The sequence below is a fragment of the Hallella bergensis DSM 17361 genome (genome assembly GCF_000160535.1).
GTDB classification, from domain to species: domain Bacteria; phylum Bacteroidota; class Bacteroidia; order Bacteroidales; family Bacteroidaceae; genus Prevotella; species Prevotella bergensis.
The window spans coordinates 624044-646551 of the sequence record NZ_GG704781.1; the positions used below are offsets into that span (position 1 = coordinate 624044).

22 protein-coding genes and 2 tRNA genes are annotated in these 22508 nt (G+C 46.6%); 3 read left to right on the forward strand and 21 right to left on the reverse strand.

All coding sequences use genetic code 11. The features are described 5' to 3' along the window. Positions 1 to 70 precede the first annotated feature (70 nt). The 13 genes from HMPREF0645_RS06545 to HMPREF0645_RS06605 all read right to left on the reverse strand — a co-directional run bounded on the left by HMPREF0645_RS06545 (position 71) and on the right by HMPREF0645_RS06605 (position 14578). Entirely contained in the window at positions 71 to 1336 is a 1266-nt protein-coding gene (locus HMPREF0645_RS06545; protein WP_007174137.1) for an S-adenosylmethionine:tRNA ribosyltransferase-isomerase, read from the reverse strand. 28 nt (positions 1337 to 1364) lie between these two features. Further along, positions 1365 to 2060 carry a phosphatase PAP2 family protein gene (locus tag HMPREF0645_RS06550; protein WP_007174138.1) on the reverse strand — a complete coding sequence of 232 codons (696 nt, stop codon included), beginning with the start codon at positions 2058 to 2060 and terminating at the stop codon, positions 1365 to 1367. 18 nt (positions 2061 to 2078) lie between these two features. Continuing rightward, the gene (locus HMPREF0645_RS14370) at positions 2079 to 2771 is read right to left on the reverse strand and encodes a tetratricopeptide repeat protein (RefSeq protein WP_336433166.1); all 693 of its coding nucleotides are present in this window, start codon (positions 2769 to 2771) and stop codon (positions 2079 to 2081) included. Positions 2772 to 2857: 86 nt separating this feature from the next. After that, positions 2858 to 4690: a BatD family protein gene (locus tag HMPREF0645_RS06560; RefSeq protein WP_007174140.1), complete on the reverse strand. Its 1833-nt coding sequence runs from the start codon at positions 4688 to 4690 to the stop codon at positions 2858 to 2860. A 10-nt stretch (positions 4691 to 4700) separates the two neighbouring features. Then, positions 4701 to 5393, reverse strand: coding sequence for a tetratricopeptide repeat protein (locus HMPREF0645_RS06565; RefSeq protein ID WP_007174141.1), 693 nt, complete (start codon positions 5391 to 5393; stop codon positions 4701 to 4703). 8 nt (positions 5394 to 5401) lie between these two features. Further along, positions 5402 to 6424 carry a VWA domain-containing protein gene (locus HMPREF0645_RS06570; RefSeq protein WP_044123446.1) on the reverse strand — a complete coding sequence of 341 codons (1023 nt, stop codon included), beginning with the start codon at positions 6422 to 6424 and terminating at the stop codon, positions 5402 to 5404. 48 nt (positions 6425 to 6472) lie between these two features. Further along, positions 6473 to 7471, reverse strand: a complete 999-nt coding sequence (locus tag HMPREF0645_RS06575; RefSeq protein ID WP_007174143.1) for a vWA domain-containing protein — start codon at positions 7469 to 7471, stop codon at positions 6473 to 6475. Between the two features lie 44 nt (positions 7472 to 7515). Continuing rightward, positions 7516 to 8595 carry a hypothetical protein gene (locus HMPREF0645_RS06580; RefSeq protein ID WP_007174144.1) on the reverse strand — a complete coding sequence of 360 codons (1080 nt, stop codon included), beginning with the start codon at positions 8593 to 8595 and terminating at the stop codon, positions 7516 to 7518. Between the two features lie 29 nt (positions 8596 to 8624). Continuing rightward, positions 8625 to 9494, reverse strand: coding sequence for a DUF58 domain-containing protein (locus tag HMPREF0645_RS06585; RefSeq protein ID WP_007174145.1), 870 nt, complete (start codon positions 9492 to 9494; stop codon positions 8625 to 8627). Positions 9495 to 9520: 26 nt separating this feature from the next. Next, positions 9521 to 10516, reverse strand: a complete 996-nt coding sequence (locus HMPREF0645_RS06590) for an AAA family ATPase (protein ID WP_007174146.1) — start codon at positions 10514 to 10516, stop codon at positions 9521 to 9523. Between the two features lie 631 nt (positions 10517 to 11147). Beyond that, on the reverse strand, positions 11148 to 11813 hold the full coding sequence (locus HMPREF0645_RS06595; RefSeq protein WP_007174147.1) for a DUF4923 family protein: 666 nt from the start codon (positions 11811 to 11813) through the stop codon (positions 11148 to 11150). A gap of 148 nt (positions 11814 to 11961) precedes the next feature. After that, on the reverse strand, positions 11962 to 12582 hold the full coding sequence (locus tag HMPREF0645_RS06600; RefSeq protein WP_007174148.1) for a DNA alkylation repair protein: 621 nt from the start codon (positions 12580 to 12582) through the stop codon (positions 11962 to 11964). Positions 12583 to 12604: 22 nt separating this feature from the next. Continuing rightward, positions 12605 to 14578 carry a dipeptidyl-peptidase 3 family protein gene (locus HMPREF0645_RS06605; protein WP_044123349.1) on the reverse strand — a complete coding sequence of 658 codons (1974 nt, stop codon included), beginning with the start codon at positions 14576 to 14578 and terminating at the stop codon, positions 12605 to 12607. 150 nt (positions 14579 to 14728) lie between these two features. Here HMPREF0645_RS06605 and HMPREF0645_RS06610 point away from each other — a divergent pair, with 150 nt between their 5' ends. The 3 genes from HMPREF0645_RS06610 (at position 14729) to HMPREF0645_RS06620 (ending at position 18089) form a co-directional block, all read left to right on the forward strand. After that, positions 14729 to 15928 (forward strand): alkaline phosphatase family protein, encoded by a 1200-nt coding sequence (locus tag HMPREF0645_RS06610; protein WP_007174151.1) that lies wholly within the window; start codon positions 14729 to 14731, stop codon positions 15926 to 15928. A 79-nt stretch (positions 15929 to 16007) separates the two neighbouring features. Further along, positions 16008 to 17246, forward strand: coding sequence for a mannonate dehydratase (gene uxuA, locus HMPREF0645_RS06615; RefSeq protein WP_007174152.1), 1239 nt, complete (start codon positions 16008 to 16010; stop codon positions 17244 to 17246). 30 nt (positions 17247 to 17276) lie between these two features. Further along, positions 17277 to 18089 carry an SDR family oxidoreductase gene (locus HMPREF0645_RS06620; RefSeq protein ID WP_007174153.1) on the forward strand — a complete coding sequence of 271 codons (813 nt, stop codon included), beginning with the start codon at positions 17277 to 17279 and terminating at the stop codon, positions 18087 to 18089. 356 nt (positions 18090 to 18445) lie between these two features. Here HMPREF0645_RS06620 and HMPREF0645_RS06625 read toward each other — a convergent pair whose 3' ends face one another. From HMPREF0645_RS06625 to HMPREF0645_RS06660, 8 genes are all read right to left on the reverse strand, one after another. Continuing rightward, positions 18446 to 18739 carry a winged helix-turn-helix domain-containing protein gene (locus tag HMPREF0645_RS06625; RefSeq protein ID WP_007174154.1) on the reverse strand — a complete coding sequence of 98 codons (294 nt, stop codon included), beginning with the start codon at positions 18737 to 18739 and terminating at the stop codon, positions 18446 to 18448. A 207-nt stretch (positions 18740 to 18946) separates the two neighbouring features. Further along, positions 18947 to 19020: transfer RNA gene (locus HMPREF0645_RS06630), tRNA-Asp, on the reverse strand. Positions 19021 to 19046: 26 nt separating this feature from the next. Beyond that, positions 19047 to 19120, reverse strand: a tRNA-Asp gene (locus HMPREF0645_RS06635). 89 nt (positions 19121 to 19209) lie between these two features. After that, on the reverse strand, positions 19210 to 19722 hold the full coding sequence (locus tag HMPREF0645_RS06640; protein ID WP_007174155.1) for a GNAT family N-acetyltransferase: 513 nt from the start codon (positions 19720 to 19722) through the stop codon (positions 19210 to 19212). A 5-nt stretch (positions 19723 to 19727) separates the two neighbouring features. Continuing rightward, entirely contained in the window at positions 19728 to 20900 is a 1173-nt protein-coding gene (locus tag HMPREF0645_RS06645) for a glycosyltransferase family 2 protein (protein WP_007174156.1), read from the reverse strand. Then, positions 20897 to 21325, reverse strand: coding sequence for a hypothetical protein (locus tag HMPREF0645_RS06650; RefSeq protein WP_007174157.1), 429 nt, complete (start codon positions 21323 to 21325; stop codon positions 20897 to 20899). The genes HMPREF0645_RS06645 and HMPREF0645_RS06650 overlap by 4 nt, the downstream gene beginning before the upstream one ends. A gap of 13 nt (positions 21326 to 21338) precedes the next feature. Continuing rightward, positions 21339 to 21944, reverse strand: coding sequence for a recombination mediator RecR (gene recR, locus HMPREF0645_RS06655; RefSeq protein WP_007174158.1), 606 nt, complete (start codon positions 21942 to 21944; stop codon positions 21339 to 21341). Positions 21945 to 21971: 27 nt separating this feature from the next. Next, on the reverse strand, positions 21972 to 22454 hold the full coding sequence (locus tag HMPREF0645_RS06660; RefSeq protein ID WP_007174159.1) for an outer membrane beta-barrel protein: 483 nt from the start codon (positions 22452 to 22454) through the stop codon (positions 21972 to 21974). Positions 22455 to 22508: the final 54 nt, after the last annotated feature.

The following is a 22508-nucleotide window of genomic DNA, read 5'->3' on the forward strand; positions in this document are numbered from 1 at the left end:
CTGCCTGTCGTGGAACCAATCTGATTTGTGGCCATCTCCCACTCTCCCTACTCTGCCGACCCCCATATGCCTACGGTATCAAAAGACTTGAGTCCCCATAACTCAAGAAGCGGAAATCATTGGCGAGAGCATAATCGTAAACTTTGCGCCAGTCGCCTTTCAGAAAAGCACTCACCAGCAACAACAGTGTGCTTTGGGGCTGGTGAAAGTTGGTGATCAGCATCTTGACAATCTTGTAGGTGTAGCCTGGCGCAATGATGATCTGTGTGCTGGAGTGTAGCGTGTCGAGGTTGTCACGATCAAGATAATCCAAAAGATTCTGAATGGCACTCCTTACCGTTACAGCCTTGTCCTCAACAAGTACGAGCCCTTCAGCATCATGAGGCAAATCATAAGGCTCCCATTGATTCACGTGCAACTGGTCTTCGGTCAGGTCGGAACATTGGGAGAGCTTCACACCCATGTAATACAGGCTTTCAAGTGTGCGTACGCTCGTTGTACCTACGGCTATGGCTTGGCAGTCATGTTCCAGCAGTCGTTGGAGCGTATGACGGTGAATCACCACATACTCGGTGTGCATGCTGTGTCCGTCGATTGTTTCCGACTTGACAGGTCTAAACGTTCCCGCACCCACATGCAACGTTACCTCGTCACGCGTGATACCCTTGGCATCAATGGCCTGAAGCACCTCATCAGTGAAATGTAATCCGGCCGTGGGGGCGGCAACGCTGCCGTTAATCTTGGAATAAACCGTTTGATAAGTAGTTTTGTCACTCTCCTGCGCCTCACGGTTCAGATAGGGGGGGATGGGCAGTTCGCCAACGGTTTCCAGTATGTCGGCAAAATTAACCTCACTGTTATCCCAAACGAAGTCTATCCAATAGTTGGTGCCACCGCTTTGTTCCTGGGTTCTGTCGCGATCCATCGAGGCAGTGAGAGTCAGGCGATGTCCCTTGATCTGAAAATCACGTTCAAGCGTCCCCTCTTTCCATTTTTTCAGATTCCCGACCATACAGAGCCAGCTGCACCGCCCCGTGCTTTGAAACATCTGTTCGTAGTCGGCAGGTAGAGCCGGTTCCATCAGAAATACCTCGATAAGGGCACCTGTCTCCTTGCGGAAATGCATGCGCGCTTGGATGACACGGGTATTGTTGCAAACCAAAAGTGCTCCCTCAGGCAGATAGTTGGGCAAGTTGTAGAACACGTCATCAGATACCTTGCCCTTGTTATAAAGCAGTAATTTACTGTGATCGCGTTGGGTCAAGGGGAACTTGGCGATACGCTCATCGGCAAGTTCGTAATTATAATCAGAGATGTGAATGTTTTTTGTATTCATAATCGAAAAAAATGTATCATTCCTAAAGTCAAGACACTGACAACGAGAGCAGCATAGCCACCGCCAATATCAAGGCAATGACAGCCATCACAACGTCAATATCTGTTGTAGAATAGCCGGTTGGCGTGTATTGTGAGGAGATATAATTGATTTTAGGACTTACTTTGAAATAGAATTTATAGAATGCCCAATAGCTGACAAGACCTGATATGATGCCCCATACGATGCCACAGAGTATATCGATCGGATAGTGTACTCCAAGATACAGTCGGGTCCAGCAATTCAGCAAAGACCAAACGACCATAACCACACTAAAGAACTTGTTGCGCACCAAGAGACTGACAAAGACTGCCAGCGACATGGTGTTAGCTGCATGAGCCGAGAAAAAACTGAAGCCGGATTCCCGATGGTTGTCCACTACATTCACCGTGTATTTAAGATATGGGTCCAATGATGGTCTCGGTCGGGCTATCAAAGGTTTGATGATGCCCTCGGCCATACCAGTGGCAAGCAGGATACATAATCCGGCACACACCATCACAAGACCTATCTGCAACATGGTCTCGTTATTTTTAACAACGAGATAAAACAGAGCCACATAAAGAGGTGTCCATGTGAATCCCCAGGTGAGCATCTCAACGAAGCGATCCAAAAACAAAGAGTCACTGCCGTTGAACCACAACAAGAGAGCTTGGTCAAGGTCTATCAGACTTTCTAATGTCATTACACGAAAATAATAGTGTTAAATCATCTCCAACTGCGAGGCTGGCATCCATCCTTCCCGTCCGTCCGGCAAGCGGATTCCTCGCCAGGTTTTCATGCTACTGTCGGTAACATCAACGCGTGTTCCCTCGTGCAGGATAAATGAATCCTCACTGTTTTGCACCGGTGTACTCTTCACATTCACCGATGGTGCCATAATGATTGCTCCTTTTCCCTCGGCCAAAGCCTTATGCTGGCTCCATGCGAAGAGTGTGGATAAGGCAAAGACAAGAATGAACAGTACTCCGCCGAAAAACCCAACCTTGCGCCAAACAAGCTGAGGAACGAAAAAGTAAACAAGCAAATGAATGAAAGCAAGAATGATGGACACAATACTGATCAGTGCCCAAATATCTGCCGTCGTAAAATTAACCAAACTTCGATACCATGTTGTGAATACCACTTCACTATCCGACGTGAGTTTGTCGATGGTTTTTGAACGGGCAAACTGCAAGTTGTACCTGATGTCCTTATCACCCGGCGACAACAAGGAAGCCCGTTCGTAAGCCAGTATAGCCATTGTAATACTGTCTGAACGATAGTAGGCGTTCCCAAGGTTATAATAGATGTCGGCAGATTTTCGCTGCTTCAACAGATTTTGATAACTTGCTATTGCATGCTGGTAATCGCCCCTTCTGTAGGCCATATCAGCATCTCGTTTTGTTACAGCCATGGAGGATCCGGGTGTACAAAGCAACATAAATATCAGTAGGAGAATGCTTGTCGCCGAATCTCTGTTTATATTAAAATGGTATCCTATCATAGCTTACGACTCCTTTTCATTACGCCTTCAATTTCACTGATCACTTCTGCAGCCGTGTCATAGGTCTTCTCCATGTTGCCGGCTGGATCGCCCGGAGCATAACGTTCGTACTCGCAGGTATCAAGAGCTGACAGAAACTTATCGATGACTTCCTGATTAACTCCGTACAACGTAAACGCATCGGCAATGTTTTCACGCGAAAGTTTTTCGACCGGCATATTGAGTTTATATCCAACATAGTCCCAAAGGGCATGTAAAACCTCATCGTAGAATGCCTCACCCTTGCCTTGCTGCATCAGTTGGTTGGCCTTCCTTAGACGTTTGCGGGCTATCTTATCCGCTCTCTTTCGCCGCATATTGGTGACATCAGCATGGAGTTTAGCACGTTTTCGGAAAACTATCAGCAGGATGACAAAAACCAATAACGGCAACAATAGAGCCGTCCAATATATGGCACTGCCCACAAAATGCATGTTCGTACCATAGCGACTGACAGCACCCAACTTAATATTTCGTATATCATTATCACGAGGTGTGTTGTAATTCGAACTTGAATTGCGACCGCTACCCTTGTCTACTTTAATATCTATCGGTTTCGTACGAATGGTCTTGTAACCATTACTCTTCACGTCGAAATACACAAATTCTACCGCAGGAATGGTATACTTTCCCTGTGAGCGAGGCACAAAGAGAACGTCATAAACCATGTTTCCCTCCACGCCATTGGCCGTAAGCTTTGTCTTATCGGTTACTTTCGGATCATACTTGTCAAAGTTTTTGGGAAGGTTGATCTCCGGAAGTTTCACTAACTTCAGGTTTCCTGTTCCTCCGATTACAATGCGCATGGTGATCGGTTCGCCTGCCTTGACTTCTGTATTGCTCAGTTGAGACGAGATATTGAACCTACCCACGCCGCCCGAAAAGTTAGCAGGTTTGGTAGGCAGGGGGTCTACTTGTATCGTCAGTCCCGGTGCTTGTATTTCGCGCTTAACCTCAACATAACCCGAACCACCGTTGAAAAATGCTTCGAAAGGGTCTACCGCACGATTCTGTTGCACCACAATACCCTTAAAAGTGATGGCAGGAACTTTAAGATTTCCCGCCATTTGCGGATACATCACGTATTGGCTCCAAGTCACGGTTCGATAGGGTTGGCCGTTCACTCGCTCAATCTTGAAACTCTTCTGCTGTGGCAACGGCACTTCCTGCGTATGGAATCCCGTCAAGTCGGGCATTTTTCCTTCCAGTTGAGTAAGGTCTACAAGAGTATAGACCTTGTAGGTGAGCAACACCGGTTCCTGCTCATGCACACGGCGCTTATTAGCTGAAACTTTGATGAATAGGTCTTTTCCGGATATCCTCGAACCAGCTGCACGCATCTGGCTTCCTTCGTTGTCGTCCTGATGCATCTGTGGCATTCCGCTGCCATTGGACTGTGCCTTTCCTGAGACTGTCACCTTAACAGAACGAGATGACACGCTATTCCCATTGATTTTCGCCTTTGCAGCTGGAATGGTATAGGTGCCGGGCTTGTCAGCATATAATGTATAAGTGAACGTAATAGACGATGAACTGCTCGTGTGTCCGTTCACCATTTGGTAGCTCGATTGCTGAGAGGTGTAGGGGCCGGCTATGACTTCCAGGCCGTTGGGGATGTTGCCTGCTCGGAAATCGTCCACATCCTGCGTATTGATTGTGTACGACAGGCGGAAGTTTTCGCCAGTGGCGACGCGTGAGGGTACGGATACTTTAATCTGTGCCTGCAAGGGAAGTATTCCTCCAAACAGGCAAAGCCATAAGAAAAATATATGTAACGTGTTACGTGTCATTAATTTTGATTTACCAATTCTTTTGCAGTCGACGTCGCTGTGGCTGTTGCTGTTGCTGCTTCATGCGTCGCTGCGTTGCCTTTTCTTCTTGAATTGCATAGTTCAGCAACTGTTCTGCATTATCCTTACTCATCTGTTTTTCAGGTTGCTGATTCTGTTTATCCTGCTTGTTTTGGTCAGGATTCTGTTTTTGTTTCTGTTTTTCCTTATCCTTTTTATTCTTGTCTTTGTCGTTTTTGTTGTTCTTCTTATCCTTGTTGTCCGGCTGATTTTTAGCCAGACGCTTACACAGTGCGAGATTATACCGGGTCTCATGATCTTCCGGATGATTACGAAGGCTCTCCTTATAAGCTTCGATGGCCTCATTGTACATTCTGTGTTTCTGACAAATAACGCCAATGTTGTGATAGGCCATAGCTTTGCGTTTAGCCGCCGACTCACGCTTACCGGCGTGTTCGAACTGAACGATGGCAGCCGAATCCTTCTGCTGCGACATCAGCGCACAGCCCAAGTTGTACATGGCCTGTGCATTACTCCCGTTCCGTCCCAAGGCCTTTCGGTATTCCGTCTCAGCTTTCGCATACTCCTGCTGATGGTACAGCTTATTGCCATTGCGAATGAATTGCCGGTCGGTCTGAGCATTCACAACCTGGGAGAAAAGCGTCAGAACAAGTACAGTCAGTATGTATTTTCGTATCTTCATTGCGATTTCTACTTCTTTTTAAACAGTCGTACGTTCCTCAACAGTGGATTCCGCGCCTCCATCACACATATTTCTGCTATCAGAAGGAGTATGGCCAGAATGCCGAAAGCCTGAAACTGCTCATTATATTCACTGTAGATAACCGAACTGGTTTCGCCTTTCTGCAGCTTGGTCAGCTCATCGTTCAACTGCTCTTGAGCATCCGAGGTGTTGTCCACATGGATGTATGTGCCACTGCCGGCCTTGGCCACCTCCTTACACATTTCCTCATTCAGTGCCGACATCACGGTTTGTCCCGTGGCATCAGTCATATATCCGCCATTGCCCGTGGGTATCGGCGCACCCTTCGTGCTTCCCACTCCAAGGATAAAGACATTGATACCACGCTTTCTGGCCTCTTTTGCTGCCTCCATGGCTCCACCCTCATGGTCTTCTCCATCGGTAATCACAATAATGGCCCGCCCCACTTTTTCCTGCTGAGTGAAGCTGCGCATACCTACCGTGATGGCTCTGGCAATATCAGTTCCCTGCGTCGACACAAGTGACGGGTCAATATTTTGTAAAAACATTTTGGCCGAAACATAGTCACTGGTAATGGGGAGCTGCACAAAGGCATCACCTGCAAATACCACCAGTCCCAACTTGTCGTTGGTAAAGTGCTCCGTCATACTCTCCACGAGCATTTTGCTCTTGTCCAATCGACTGGGTGCCACATCTTCAGCTTTCATCGAATTGGAGACATCCATACAGATGATAGCCTCGATCCCATCACGCTTCTCGTGAGAAATCTTCGTACCCATCTGTGGTCGCGCCAACATCAGAGTGAGTACGGCCAAGGCTGTCAGGAGTAGTCCAAACTTCACCAATGGGCGGAACCTTGAGACGTCAGGCATCAGCTCTTTCAGTAATACGGGATCTCCAAACCTTCTCAGTCTCCTTTTCTGACGACGGGCGACGAGCAGTCTAATCAACGCCAACAGCGGTATGATCAGCAACAGCCATAAATATATAGGAGCATCAAATCTCAGCATATCCATATCTTTTTCTCATGCTACACTTCATTTTGCATCATCTCCCCGCTAAGGAATACGACGCAGAATCGTGTTTCTAAGCAATAATTCCAACAGCAAACAAATCACGGCAGCTATGGCAAACGGTTGGAATGCCTCATATCGTTTGGAGAACTTGGTAACATTCATCTTGGTTTTCTCCAGTTTATCGATGTCTCGATAGATTTGTTTCAATTCGCGATTGTTCGTTGCACGATAGAAGTTTCCCTCAGTTATGGCAGCGATGTCACTCAAAGTCTTGGTATCTATCTCCACCGGCATATTCACATATTGGACTCCACCAGCCACCGGCATAGGATAAGGAGCCACCTTGTTGGTTCCCACACCTATAGTATAAACGCGTATACCGAGCGAACGTGCGATCTGTGCAGCGGTCAACGGTGAAATGTCGCCCATGTTGTTGCTGCCATCAGTCAGCAGAATCACCACCTTGCTCTTGGCCTTCGACCCTTTCAGGCGCGAAACGGCATTAGCCAGTCCCATACCCACTGCCGTTCCATCCTGAATAAGTCCACGTGCAGCGATATCGGTCCGCACGTTGTTGAGCAGATTCAGCAACGAGCCATGGTCTATTGTCAGGGGACATTGTGTAAACGATTCACCAGCAAAAATAGTCAGGCCGATATTGTCACTGGGACGTCCGGAAACAAACTCCGAGGCCACATCCTTGGCAGCCTCCAGCCGGTTGGGCTTCAAATCTTCGGCCAACATTGAAGTCGACACATCCATAGCCAGCATGATATCGATACCCTCCACAGTCCTGTTATCCCACGAGTTGTGTGTCTGCGGACGCGCCAAGGCGCACACGATCAGCACAAACGTGAGGCAGCGGAGCAACATCGGCACCGACAACAGCCTAACACGCCAGCTTTTCGGCGCTGCTTGGTAAGCAAAGGTGTCGCTCATGCGCATCGTTGGCTCACTGCGCTTACGGTAGAGGAAATACCACAACACGTAAGGGACGAGCAGTAAGAGTAACAGGAAATATTCCTTATTTGCAAATTCCATTTACATCTGTTTCTTTTAATCCATCGGCAACCATTCGCCGTACGTTAGGTCATCAGCAAGTACACATTATATACAATGTATGCCAACAGACCGAGAATAAGTACGCCAAGCGCCCAAAGCATTCCCTTGATGGTCTTACGACTCTGTTGCTTGCGCTTGTCATCATCCGACAATTTCGGTACGATTTTCTCCTCCGTGGGCTGACCTTCAACCTTCGTGCTGTCAATAAAGTTGACAGCATTTACAAGGTTCAAGTCGTTCTCATTGACCAGCGTGGAATATTTGGCAAACTTCACAAGGTCTGCCGTGTTGAACAGTTCCGTGAGTTCGTCAAGCATTCTGCGGTCACCCATCGTTTGCAAGCGCTCGATTATCTCTGAAGAAGTCATCTCCAAAGCATTGAAACCGAATCGTTCCCGAATATATTGGCGCAGTGTGTCAGTGAGCCGCGTATAGTAGGTCTTCTGATCCTCGCTTGTCTGCAAGTGCTCAGCCTTGATTTTATCAATCGCATTCAACGCACGCTGATGGGGCGGAATATGTTTCACGATTCGTATTCGGGTGATGATGGGCTTATTCTCCCGAAGTCGGACAATGAGGTAATATGCCAGCAAAGCCAATAACAGCACGAGCAACGACAACCAGAACCATGGGCTCCACTCCGACCACAGGAATGGATTGGCCTGCACGTCTTTGGGCGGAAAGAACTGATTGGGGTGCAACGTGTCCACATCCATGGTAATCACCTTGAGCGCAGCCGTACCTCCTTTGTAGGGCTTGCCGTCCACCTTCACAGTCAGGGCAGGTATGGCATAGAGGTTTTCATCAAACGAAGTAATGGTGTATGTTCTTTCAATCTTCACTTGGTTATTATCGGCCTTTGCCGTATCGCCATCGGCAATGCTCACCACCTCTACTCCGGGTACAACATACTGAGTCGCCTTTAGCTCAGGCCATTGCAGGCTTGCGCCCTTCGGCATGGTCACCCCGAGCCGCAGATGTGCCTGTTCGCCAATGAGTATGCCCACTGAATCGACAGTCTGCTCCACCACGACCTGTGCTCTGACAGTCGCTGTGCTCAGAAGGAAAAGCAGCATCAATGCGTTGCGTATGTTTTTTTTCATTTTGCTTATCTTGAATTTTAGAGGATAGTCTAAGTACGCTGCTTGAATAGCAGCATCAGCGACTTGACGAAATCCTCGTTCGTGGCGATTGATGTCCAGTCCACCTGGCTACGGGAGAACATCTGTTTCAGTTCGGCTTCACGCTCCATCCAATGGCGCGTATGCGCCCGACGTAACTTCGCACTCGATGTGTCGATCACCATCTCATGTCCCGTCTCCGCGTCACGCACCTTCATCAGTCCCACATCGGGCAGCATTCTGGCTCGCGGATCATATACCTGTATTGCCATCAGGTCATGCTTGCGATTGGCTATTTCCAACTCTCTGGAGAAATCCCTTCTGTCGTAGAAGTCGCTGATAACAAACGATGTGCAACGTCGTTTCATCACCCTTGTGAGGTAAGCCGTAGCCATTCCAACGTCGGTCTTATTGCTTACCGGACGAAAATGCAGCATCTCGCGAATGATGTAGAGAATGTGCTTGCGACCCTTCTTGGGTGGAATATATTTTTCGATTTGGTCAGAAAAGAATATCACACCGATCTTGTCGTTGTTCTGAATGGCCGAAAAGGCAATAGTGGCTGCTATCTCCGCTGCCATATCACGCTTCATCTGTGTGTTCGTGCCAAAATCTAAAGAGCCGGAAACATCAATCAGGAGCATCACGGTGAGTTCCCGTTCCTCCTCGAAGACCTTAACGTAGGGATGATGAAAACGAGCCGTCACGTTCCAGTCGATATCGCGCACATCGTCGCCAAACTGATATTCCCTGACCTCCGAAAAGGCCATTCCCCGACCTTTGAAAGCCGAGTGGTATTGTCCGGCGAAGATATTGCGACTCAACCCACGGGTCTTGATCTCAATCTTCCTAACTTTTTTTAAAATCTCGCTTGTTTCCATTTTATCTCAATCGGGGTGTCTTTCGGTTAAGGCACCTCTATCTTGTTCACGATTTTGCTCACAATTTCCTCACTGGTCACGTTGGCAGCCTCAGCTTCATAACTCAAACCGATGCGGTGGCGCAGTACATCGTGTACAATGGCACGCACATCCTCCGGAACCACATAACCACGATGCTTGATAAATGCGTATGCGCGCGATGCCTTGGCCAGGTTGATACTGGCACGCGGACTGCCACCAAAGGTTATCAGATCCTTCAGCTCTGCCAAGTCATAACGGTCAGGGTATCGTGAGGCAAACACAATGTCGGCAATATACCGCTCTATCTTCTCGTCAATGTAGACCTGCCCCACCACCTCACGCGCTTTCAATATTTCCTGGGCCGAAGTTACAGGTGTCACGACAGGCATGCTGCCTGCAAGGTTTTCGCGAATGATGAGCTTTTCCTCTTCGAGTGTTGGATAGTTGATAACCACCTTCAGCATGAAACGGTCAACCTGAGCCTCGGGCAACTGATAGGTACCCTCCTGTTCGATAGGGTTCTGCGTCGCCATCACCAAGAAAGGTTCTGGCAGCACAAACGTGCTCTCACCGATGGTCACCTGATGCTCCTGCATGGCTTCGAGCAATGCGCTTTGCACCTTCGCAGGGGCACGGTTGATTTCGTCGGCCAATACAAAGTTTGCAAACACCGGTCCCTTTTTAACTTGGAACTTCTCGTCTTTCTGCGAATAAATCATCGTTCCGATGACATCTGCAGGAAGCAAGTCGGGCGTAAACTGTATACGACTGAAATCAGCATCGACAAGTTGTGACAAAGTTTTGATTGCCAATGTTTTAGCCAGTCCAGGCACACCCTCCAGGAGTATATGTCCATCACTGAGGAGAGAAATAAGCAACATGTCAATCAAATGTTTTTGACCCACAATGACACGGTTCATTCCGGTCGTCAATTGGGTCACAAAACCGCTCTGCTGCTCTATTCTGGCGTTTAATTCACGAATATCTACTGATTCTGCCATAATATTTGCTTTTTAACTTATGTTCAATTTAAGCGCAAAAATACAATTTTATCTTAAGAGCAGAAAAAGATACTTACTAAAGTATATTAAAAAGCCTCTGCATCTCGTTGATTTAAAAACTTTTAAAACAAGAACATCCTATAATAGCTTATTTTCACACTGTCAGAAAAGTTGACCTTGGAATTAATATTCAGAACGAAAATACGAACAACAATAGAATAAATTCCTCTAAATTTATTGACAAATGGCCTCAAATACAGCAAGAATTTAAAAACGAACAAGTCAGAACCGAAAATTCGTGAAAAAATCAATAGTTTCACAACGTTCTCTCTGACTGAGAGTTACAAGTCAAAGAACAAAAATGGGATTATAAAGCCCTAATTTTGCCCATGCGTCAAAGGCTTAATCGCAACACGTCTAAGCCCTAATCGCTTCATGGTTAGACTTTCGTGGCAGTTCGGATAGGCCTTAACCGCACTGTCACTAAGCCGCAATCGCATTTCTATCTGAGCTTTCAGGATAAAAATCAAAACTGTTCCCATCCAAACAGTGACATCTTGTTTCTAAAACGAGAAAATCAAATGGTCTGTTTTTAGTGAAGTTTTCTTGACAACAAGCAGCTCCTCTGCAGCTATTTCTTCATGTCGAAACCCAGCCTTACTCCATCATAGTTTTTGCTAATTTCTCCAATTGAATTCAAGGTGGTGTTGCCACTGAAGGCCGCAATGGTCTGTATGAGAGACAGAAGTTTTCTTGACTCAAACAGTACACTGATTCCGAACCCATTTCGAGTAGCAAACCCATTGAGGCTGAAGAGTAATCCGCGCAGGGTTAAAGCACTGGTTTGAGGGTCATAGGTGTAGTTTCCGCTCCATCTCTTGCCATCGATTTTGGACACAAAAGTACCGTCCTGTTTGAAGGTGATAAAGGTGTTGTTGGCGTTTAGGCCGAGTTTAGCATATTCCGGTTCCAGTTTTTCCTCGATCCGGGTGGCCGCCACCTCACCACCAGCCTTAGCCAAGGCACTTTCCGAGGTAAAAGCACAACCCGGTCCATCATACCTCCACGTACCGCAGAGTTCCTCCTGCGACAGTTTGTCTCTTCCGATGACACTGTTCAACACATTTCCCAAAGCCTCGCCATTGGTTACCGCTCCCAGGATTTCTCCCAACACATTACCCGTATGAGAAGGTGTCGAAGAAGACGAGGAACCACCCTTGGTTCCGCCTCCAATGCCTGCACAGCCCGTTGCCAGCATACCTACGATACCAGCAGCTAAAAAAAGTTTTTTATTCATTTCTTGATTTTGTGATTATAGTTCATTTGATGAGAAAAGCCTCTCGTGCTTGAGACTGTGAATTCGTGGGAAACAACCAAGCCAGATTGTCGCTTTCGCCTGACGTAGATTTTAAACATCTGGAGAAACACCAAGGTCAATTGGTATGCTACAGCCAGTTCAGTCCCTGTCGGGCAAGTGCCGATTTGGCCATACGTTCATACATGATGCCAAGTTCGGCAAAACGCGACACGGCATTCATGGCGGCATGGGTAACACCGGCCGAACCCGACTGCATGGCCGTAACAGCCTGATCTATAAATTCGTGGATTCCTCGCTCATTTGGCTCCTGTCCTCTCATAAAAAGACGACTCAGAATGTTATAGGCACAAATCTGCTCAACATCACGTTCCTGCGCCATCCACTGATAGGCAAGGACCGGGGCATAGGGCACATGCTGGTAGAGATTGAAAGCCTGCATTTCGGCCATCTCTTGCGAGTGCGTTTGTTCCATCCATATCCGTGCTACCTCAATCGGCATCTCGTCGGGTGGCATGAGAAGCGTGGCAAGAATCTTACATTCTCGAATATTCTCTTTCCACAACTCAATGGCCAGTTCATAGTCCTGTCCTATTTCACCAGCCATCTTCTTCAAATCCATAAACGAGACACCCCAGTTGAGGTGATAGTCCAAGCCTTTTTCACGCATGGAACGAGATGCCTCACCGTTCATCATCAAGCGAAACTCTTGCTTGATTTGTCTTATTCTTGTGCTTGTTTCCTCTGTCATTTGCTGCTACGGCTCTATATCTTCAAGATTGTGAATGATGAATGAATGACCTGCCAAATTCCCTGGAATAGCGAAGCATCTGGTGATCATAGCTTTCAGTGTAGTCAAGAGTGACATCCACAATCTCGCCACAGGCATTGACCACAGGCTTCATCCATGGGTTAATAAAGCCCTTGTAGGGTGCAATGTTCAATTTTTCATATCGAGCAAGCACCTCAGCATGCAAGTCGGCATCCACCCTCACTGCATAACGTTCCACCAATCGGCGTGCACCCTCAAGATCTCCCTCGCTCTTGATGCGTTGAACCTCGCTCAACAGCTGTCCGAACAGTTGCTGTAGGGCAACATAGTCATTGATTTGAACGTAGGTCTTGTCTCCCCTCTTCACCAACTCCACCACATGGTCACCTTGTTCAAGACACCAATGAGCAATCAGTGCACGGTTGCGCATGTGCGACTCTTCAATTTGATGGCCTGGTCTGATACGCACCAATTGTGTCATCAGACCGTTCATCATATAGTGGTAATACTGGCTTTTGTAAGCATCGGCATCGGGCAAGAGGCCTAATTCCACCAGCTTTGGGTCGGCGAGATAATACAAACCGAACAGATCAGCACGGGCTTCCTCATTGGTACTGGCATACGACTTCAGTGCATCTGGCGCCACGCCAGGCAAAAGTTGGCCACTGCCATGTCCCAAGCATTCATGCAAGTCGGTGTGGAGATCATCACACAAGTCACCATATCGGTCGATCAGCGCCCGCGTATCCTCATCGATGACAAACTCTTCGTCAAACCCATTGCCATGCGCAGTTTTCTTGTAGGCCTCAGTAAGATTACCTATCGTGATGCTCTTGGAGCCATATTGTGCTCGTATCCAGTCGGCATTAGGCAAATTGACGCCAATGGCTGAGGCAGGGTACATATCACCGCCAAGCATCGCCGCACAAATCACGGTGGCTGTGACACCGGTTACATGAGGCTTGCGGAAACGTGGGTCGACGGGCGAATGGTCCTCGAACCACTGCGCATTTTGCGAAACGAGCTGTGTGCGACGCGTGGCAACAAGATCCTTGTATTCCACCAAGCCCTCCCACGAGCCCTTGAGTCCAAGCGGGTCACCGTAGACCTCAATGAATCCATTGATAAAATCCACCTGTCCCTCCTGCTCTTTCAACCACTCAATGGAATATCGATCGAAAACTTTCAAGTCTCCGGTTTGATAATATTCTATCAGTAAGTCCAGCACCTTCTCCTGCTGCGGATTCTCACATTCTTCCCGAGCCATTTTCAACCAAGATATAATCTCTGAAATCTCACGACCATAAAGTCCTTTGGCAGAATAGACCACCTCGGAAATTCGTCCGTCTCTGCTAACCAGCTTGGAGTTGAGGCCCCATGACGGTTGCCTGTCTCCAAGCTCGGGGTCTTTCTTTTGTGCATAGAAATGCTGTGCCTCTTGCTGGGTCACGCCCTCGTAAAAATTGCATGCCGAGGTCAGCACAAGGTCATCGCCATCGTTCTGGTTGACACGCTTAGACAAAAAGTCGGGATCGAAAATCACCGGACATATTTCATCGAGCATATCATCGGACGAAGCATATTCGAGCGGCAATTGTTCGGTACTAAGGGATTCTACCGCCTTGCAAAACCATGCTTTGCTGAAGCCTGGCTCGAATTTCTCGCATCCATAATGATGATATATACCGTTGGAAAACCACAATCGCTTGAGATACACGACCATGGCCTTGTAATCATCAGACGTTCGGTCGCCTTGATACGCAGTGTATAAGACTTCCAACACCTTGCGAATAACAAGGTTGTATTTGCCAAACTGATCGGTCGTGATGTCCCTACCGGCCAATGCGGCCTGTGATAAATAGTAAATGTATTTCTTTTGTCCCAACGACAGCTTGTCAAAACCATTCAGTTGGTAACGCAACATCTGTATATCTGCAAAATGTTCGTCGGTATATTTAAAATTCTTTTCTTCCATAGTTATCCTTTTCAATACTAAAAGCTGGAATTGCAAAGATACCAACTTTATTCCTGTTTGGATATCAAATCGCATGTTTTTTTGAAAGAAATACTTGTGTTGACATACACAGTCCAAACAAAAACACTACCTTTGTAACAAATTGAAACAATGAAGCAGTCTACAAAATATCTGGTGTTAGCCACCGTGTGCTTGTTGTGGTTGGTGCCGGTTCGGGCCAGGCACTATACAGTTGTGGTGTCACTTGATGGTTTTCGGTGGGACTACCCGCAATGGTATGACACCCCATTCATCGACTTCATGGCCAACAAAGGAGTTTCGTCGGGATTAATACCCTCCTACCCTTCGAAAACATTTCCCAATCACTACACCATCGCCACAGGACTATACCCTGATCATCACGGCATTGTTGCCAATGAATTCTACGATCCCGTCACACACACTGACTTCGCGCTGAAATGTCAGGAACAGAAATTGAACCCAAGGTTCTATGGCGGTGAACCTATATGGAACACGGCTCAAAGACAGGGGAAACGCGTGGCCGTGTTTTATTGGCCAGGGTCCGATGTCAAAGTCAATGGGCGATATCCTGATAAATTCCTCATATACGACAAGACCCCCAGACTGTCCATGGAGGCCCGCCTTGAAGGCGTGATAGAAGAGTTGCGCCGCCCGGAAAGTGAGCGTCCGGACCTGATCATGGCCTATCTGGAGCAACCCGATGCCAACGGACACACGTATGGTCCACAGCACAAGAATACAAGACAGGCCGTACACGTCACGGACTCGCTGCTGCAAACGCTGTACAACAGTATTGCAGCACTGCCATACGCCGACGACGTTAATCTCATCCTATTATCCGACCACGGCATGTCTTGGGTGGACAATCACCATGCAATAGGTATAAAACACCTCTTGAAACCTGAATGGACATTGATGATCAGTGGTAGTGTGCCCTGCAACATCTATACTCAAAAGGGATATCAGGACTCGGTTTATATGGCCCTGCAGCACATAGACCATGCGAAGGTGTGGAAAAAACAAGAGATTCCAGCCTATCTGCATTATGGAAAGCATGAGCGGGTAGGCGACGTGGTGGTCAGTCCGGATATCGGATATGTCGTCTACGATGAACCCATCACCCAGGGTGGAACGCACGGCTATGACCCAACGCTGTCAGATATGCATGCCGTTTTCCGTGCCATAGGACCTGACTTCGATCATGTCTCACTGCCTCATTTTGAAAATGTGAATGTTTATATGCTGCTATGCAAGGTTTTGGGTATATTACCGGCACCCAATGATGGAAATACAGAGGTCGTTGAAACGATTCTGTATAAGAAAAGATAGTGGCGCATCAGATTACAGATCTGCGCGAGCTAATTTTAAATAGGATTGTCAGATAATACATTAAATAAACAAATCAAGAATGGAAAGAACTTGGAGATGGTTTGGCAAGCATGACAAAATAACGCTTGCCATGCTGAAGCAAATTGGTGTTGAAGGTGTTGTTACCGCCTTGCACGACGTGCCCCTTGGGCAAGTTTGGTCTCGTGAAAAGATTCATGACCTCAAGTCATATATCGAAAGCTATGGCATGCGCTGGAGTGTGGTGGAGTCGCTGCCCGTGACAGAAACCATCAAGTATGGAGGTCCTGACCGCGACAAGCAGATAGAAGTGTATAAAGAGAGTATGCGCAACTTAGCCGCAGAAGGCATACATACGATTTGCTACAACTTTATGCCGGTGTTGGACTGGGCACGAACCGACCTGATGCACGAGAATCCCAATGGCGCATACAACCTCTACTTTAGTATACCGGAATTTGCCTACTTTGACATTCATATCCTTAAACGCGAGGGAGCCCGTGAAGATTGGAGCAACTTTAAGGTGCTCGGACCCGACGGAGAACCAAACGGGCGGGATATCCTCAAAGAGGTAGATGAGCTGAAAAAGAAGATGACGCCCGAGAAGGATCACGCCTTGGTGGAGAATATTGTGATCAAGACACAGGGATTTGTATCCGGAAACTTTAAGGAGGGTGACGAACATCCCGTCGAATTATTCCGCGAACTGCTTGCATTATATCAAGGCATCGACCGAGATCAACTACGGGAAAACATGAAATACTTCCTCGAAGCCATCATGCCAACTTGCAACGAATGTGATATATACATGTGTGTTCATCCCGATGACCCACCCTTCCAGGTACTCGGTCTGCCACGTATCGTGACTTGCGATGAGGATATAGAATGGTTCCTTAATGCTGTTCCCGACAAACACAACGGATTGACCTTCTGTGCAGGATCGCTCTCGGCAGGCGCACACAACAACCTGACCGACCTGGCCAGAAAATATGCCAACCGAACTTCGTTTGTCCACCTGCGCAGTTGTCACATCTTCCCCAATGGCGACTTTACTGAAGCAAGCCACCTGGGCGGGCGCGCCGACATCATTGAATTGGTGCGTATCTTCGAGAAGGAGAATCCAAATCTGCCGATGCGCGTAGACCATGGTATGACGATGCTGGGTGACGAAAGTCGTGGTTACAACGCCGGCTATAGTTTCCTGGGACGGATGCTGGCTATGGGGCAGGTTCAGGGGATTCTTGCCACAATAGACCGGGAACTGGGAATTGAATACAAGCAACCGGGATTTTTTGACTAAATCAAGCTTACCAATTTAACATCTACAAACATGAATGACTTATTCAACATTAAAGACTACGTTGTAGTCATCACAGGCGGAACCGGTATACTCGGCCGTTGCATCGCCAAGTATCTCACACAGAATGGCGCAAAGGTTGCCATTCTTGGCCGAAAGGAGAACGTCGGGCAAGCCATCGTAGACGACATCACGAAAGCTGGCGGTGTTGCCAAGTTTTACAAGACTGATGTCATGGATATAGAAACTGTAAAAAAGAATCGGGAGGACATTCTCAGAGACTTCGGTCGCGTTGACACCCTTCTCAATGCAGCAGGTGGAAACATGAAAGGTGCCACCATTGGCCCGGACCAAAACTTCTTTGACCTCGATCCGGCACAGTTCCAAACTGTTCTTAATCTGAACCTTACGGGCACGGTCATCCCTACCCAAGTTTTTCTTGAACCAATGGTAAAGCAGGGTAAAGGAACCGTCATTAACTTCAGTTCGATGGCAGCTTTCAGACCTATGACACGTGTTTGCGGCTATGCTGCAGCCAAAGCCGGAGTCTCAAATTTCACAGCTTACATGGCACACGAAACTGCCAAGAAATTCGGTGAAACAATCCGCGTGAATGCCATTGCACCTGGTTTCTTTATCACGGAGCAAAACCGGTCACTCCTCACGAATCCTGACGGAAGCTACACGCAGCGTGGGCAGGACGTGATTCGACAGACACCATTTGGCCGTATGGGTGACCCAGAAGAGTTGTGTGGCACCATACACTATCTGATGAGCGATGCGTCAAAATTTGTAACCGGCACAGTGGCAGTTGTAGACGGTGGATTCAATATCTTTGCCATGTAACCATAATGGAATGACATCCAATATTGATAAACGCTGACCCTACTTCGACCTTCAAGCTTGGAGATATCATGCTGTGGGTATGTGGTTTATCCAACTACTTTATATAGGGATGGTAATGTTCAACAAATAAACATTACCATCCCTATCTGGTGCTGAACCGAAAAATAATCCCAATGTAAACGTAACAAATTCTCTTTCGTTTCTCAGCCGTATATATACAACAGAACCATACTGTCATTACTACGGGAGCAATGACCAGCAATGGTTCGTCATGTGATTGAGAAGGAAATCCTCTATTATCTATCTTAGAGAGGAATTGCTATTAAACCGACTTTTCTATTGTCAGTTTTTCAGTATCAAGCTAAGACAACTTTGCCACCTTCGCCCTTAACCTTACCTTCTTTGAGCAACCATCCAATACCGAGGAGAACTTCAGCCTCGGTCTTCTCTGTGGCTTTGGCAAGCTCTGCCACTGACAGTGCTGCACCTGATGCTGAGAGAGCCTGATAAACATCACCTGCACGGAATCCGGCATTCTCTGCGTCTACGGTTACCTCAGCCTTCTTGGCGGCGCTTCTGCGAGTTGAAGTGGTTTTGGCTGCGGTTGTCTTTTTTGCAACCTTCTTTACTGCTTCTTTCTTTTCTACCATAACTAAAAAATATATTAGAATTAAAACAAATTATTGTTTTATAACTCATCATTGGCAAAATTAAATGTTTTTTTTTAAAAGGGCTTGGAATTATTAAAAAATATTGAGCCAAAACGACTTTTAAATCAAAAAACGGTTTATTTCTTGATGTAAATCAATGAAAAACAAATAAAAAGACTTTCGAAACATTGCGTTTCGAAAGTCCTGCGGTGTGTACGAGACTCGAACTCGTGACCTCCTGCGTGACAGGCAGGCATTCTAACCAACTGAACTAACACACCAAAATGATGCCCTTTATATAACCCTGCGGTGCGTACGAGACTCGAACTCGTGACCTCCTGCGTGACAGGCAGGCATTCTAACCAACTGAACTAACGCACCAGAACCACTTTATATGGGTCACCGTTTGAATTTTACGGGTGCAAAAGTAGCATTTTTATTCCACACAACCAAACATTTCTACAAGAAATTTATAAAATATAATTCAATACTACAACATTATTGTATCTGCTTCCATCATAAAGCCAATCTCTCAGTTCTGCAGATCTCTGAAAGCCAACCCGTTCAAAAACTTGAATGCTTCTATTATTATTTTCATTCACCAAAGCATACAATTGATGCAGGTGAAGAGTTTTTCGGGAATAAGAAATTAACTGATGTAAAGCTGCCATGCCATAACCCTTGCTACGATAGGGCGTCTGAATAACAATGCCCACCTCGGCACGGTTGTGCTGAGGATTGAAATTGACTAAATCCACCACTCCTACTGCCTCGCCCTGTGTATTACATATCATCAGCCTCACTTGTCCATCAACATAGATGTTTCCTGAGGCGCTGGCAATATATTCACGAAGTGCAAAACGCGAGTAGGGAACATTGGTTACGCCAACATCCCACAGTTCCGGATCGTTTTCTATGAGGTATAACATATCCAAATCCTCTGGCTCGAGAGCCCTAAGCGTTACTTCTGGAAGATCTTTCATGTTGCTTATACTAATAGGTTTGACTCTGTGATGACGGATTGGTTGTCTGGATTGTAAAAAGCCACTGTGGTTCCCGGATGCTCTCCTGAAGAGATTTTCTCCAATATTTCCTTGAAAGAGTTTTTAGATATATCGTACACCATATAAGTCAATCCACTGGCTCCAACTGTCTCACTCTGTCCGTCAGTATCCGTGTAAAATCGGGCACTTAGACCATTTCTCCGGATCAAAGCCTGACAAGCATGGCGATGACTCTCCTCCACATCAAAGCAATAGCTTGCGCCGGCTGTCGTTTCACGACCTCCGTTTACGATACGACGCCTGACCTTGTCAACAAACATAGAGCACATGCTCAGAAACGCTTTACTATATATGCCCAAACGAATAGGCAAGGAAAAGAAAAAGCTTAGATGTCCATAGTGTTTTCTAAGGAAGATAAACATAGCTTCATAAAAAACATGAACATAACGGAAATTGGTTTTTTCTGTGCTTTCTCCCTTATAATGTAGAATCCTCAATGGCAAATACCAATTTTCCCATCCGCCCTTGATGATACGGTAACTTAAATCTATATCCTCGCCATACATGAAGAAATCCTCATCGAGCAAGCCAACCTCATCAAGGGTTTTGCGACGGAGCATGAAGTATGCTCCGCTAACAATCTCTATCTGAGACGGGATATCCCAAGGCAGGTAACCCATGTAATATTTTCCAAACACCTTGTTCTTGGGAAAACGGCTGCAGAGTCCAATCATCTTGTAAAATGACGTCATAGGAGTGGGAATGCCACGTCTTGATTCCTTGGCATCGGCACCATTGGTCTTGAGCATTCGCACTCCAGCTCCACCGGCTTTCGGGTGCGTTTCCATAAAGCGTAGACTCTCTCGCAACACATCCTCACCAACAACAGTATCAGGGTTAAGCAGCAACACATATTCTCCACGACTATGCTTTATAGCCTTGTTGTTGGCTCTAGCAAATCCTAAATTCTGGTCGCTTTTAAGAAAGATAATATCAGGAAATCGCTTGGAAAGGTAATCAACTGAACCGTCTTGAGAATTATTATCAATCACGATTACCTCTGCATCAATGCCTTCAATCGCCCGTCGAACAGACAACAGACATTGCTCAAGGTAGTACTTGACGTTGTAACTTACTATAATAATCGAAAGTTTCAAGCCTCATCCCCCATTTCACGTCTACATCTCTCCTCCGATGGATAGACAAACACAAGGCTTAACAACCCTATAATCCCCATATATCCAAATGCTACGTTAACAAATTGATAATATAGGAAAGTATTGACGAGCATGGGAATCGCTATCATGGCAATGCGCAGGATTCCCCATTTTTTCATGCCCTTGACAGATTCGTCTGTGATCTGACGATGCACAAACTTAAACTTAAAGAGCCTTAAAGCCAATGGAATAAGACAAATGGTGATGAGTTCCATGGTGCCCACTAATTGATATTCAAGCACTGCATCTCTCTCCATTTCACCACTTATCAACAAATCACATTCATAGAGCAATACTATAATGAGACTAAGGAAGATTGGAACCGCAAACAGAATACTTAATGTTTTGCGAACAGATTTCATCATAATGGGGTGAAGTTTAGTCCAATGGCGTACGATTGAGTATAGACCGTCCTAATGTAACCTCGTCAGCATATTCTAATTCATTGCCTACAGAGATACCACGGGCTATCAGGCTCAGCTTGACGTCGTATTTCTTGAGCAGGCGAGAGAGGTAGAAATTAGTTGTATCGCCCTCCATCGTGGAACTCAACGCAAAGATTATCTCCTTGATTTCGCCGCGTGCAACGCGTTCCACCAACGAATCGATCTGAAGATCACCAGGGGAAATGCCATCCATTGGAGAAATCACACCACCAAGCACATGGTAGAGTCCGTGATATTGCTGAGTACTTTCCACGGCCATTACGTCCTGGATATTCTCAACCACGCACACCGTTGTGCTGTCACGACGAGTATCCGAACATATTGAGCACACTTCGGTGTCACTGATATTATGGCATATCTTGCAATATTTGATGTTATTCCTCACGTATGAGATTGCGTCAGAAAAAGCATTGACACGGTTCACAGGTTGCCTCAGCAAATACAGCACAAGGCGCAAGGATGTCTTGCGCCCAATGCCCGGCAGTTTACAAAACTCCGAAACTGCCTTTTCAAGTAATGCCGAAGGATATTGCTCCATGTTATAAATTAGCTCTGCCCTGCTATCCTACTCAAGATAAATACCAACCCCTATCTTCAGACCGATAGTGGAATAGTCAGAATGTTGCTTAAAGCTCTGCTGATAATACAAGGATGGTTCAACGGTAACCGTACGGCTGAGAAAGAAAGCATACCCCACCTCTACGCCGGGCATGAAGTCATTGTAGTTCTTAGCATGCTCATATTTACAGTTCGCACCTAAGAAAATTCCGTTTTGTTCAATGTAATATCGGCCTCCAACTCCGACCGAGACAACATCGGGAATACCTTTTCCGGGATTATCGTAAGCCAACTCTCCAAGAAGCATCAGGTTGTCATCCACAAAATAACCTGCATGGGCAGAAACTCCAAGACGAAACTCTTGCAATCCATTATAGCTCAAGTCAAAACCCGTGAGCGACGCACCGACATACTTCTTGTCCACTTCAAACTGTGCACTTGCTGTAACCGTCAGCATCAGTACGGTTAAAAGCATAAAAAATTTCTTCATAAAATTGTACTGTATGTTAATATAACACTAAAGTCCTGACACATCTCGCTACAT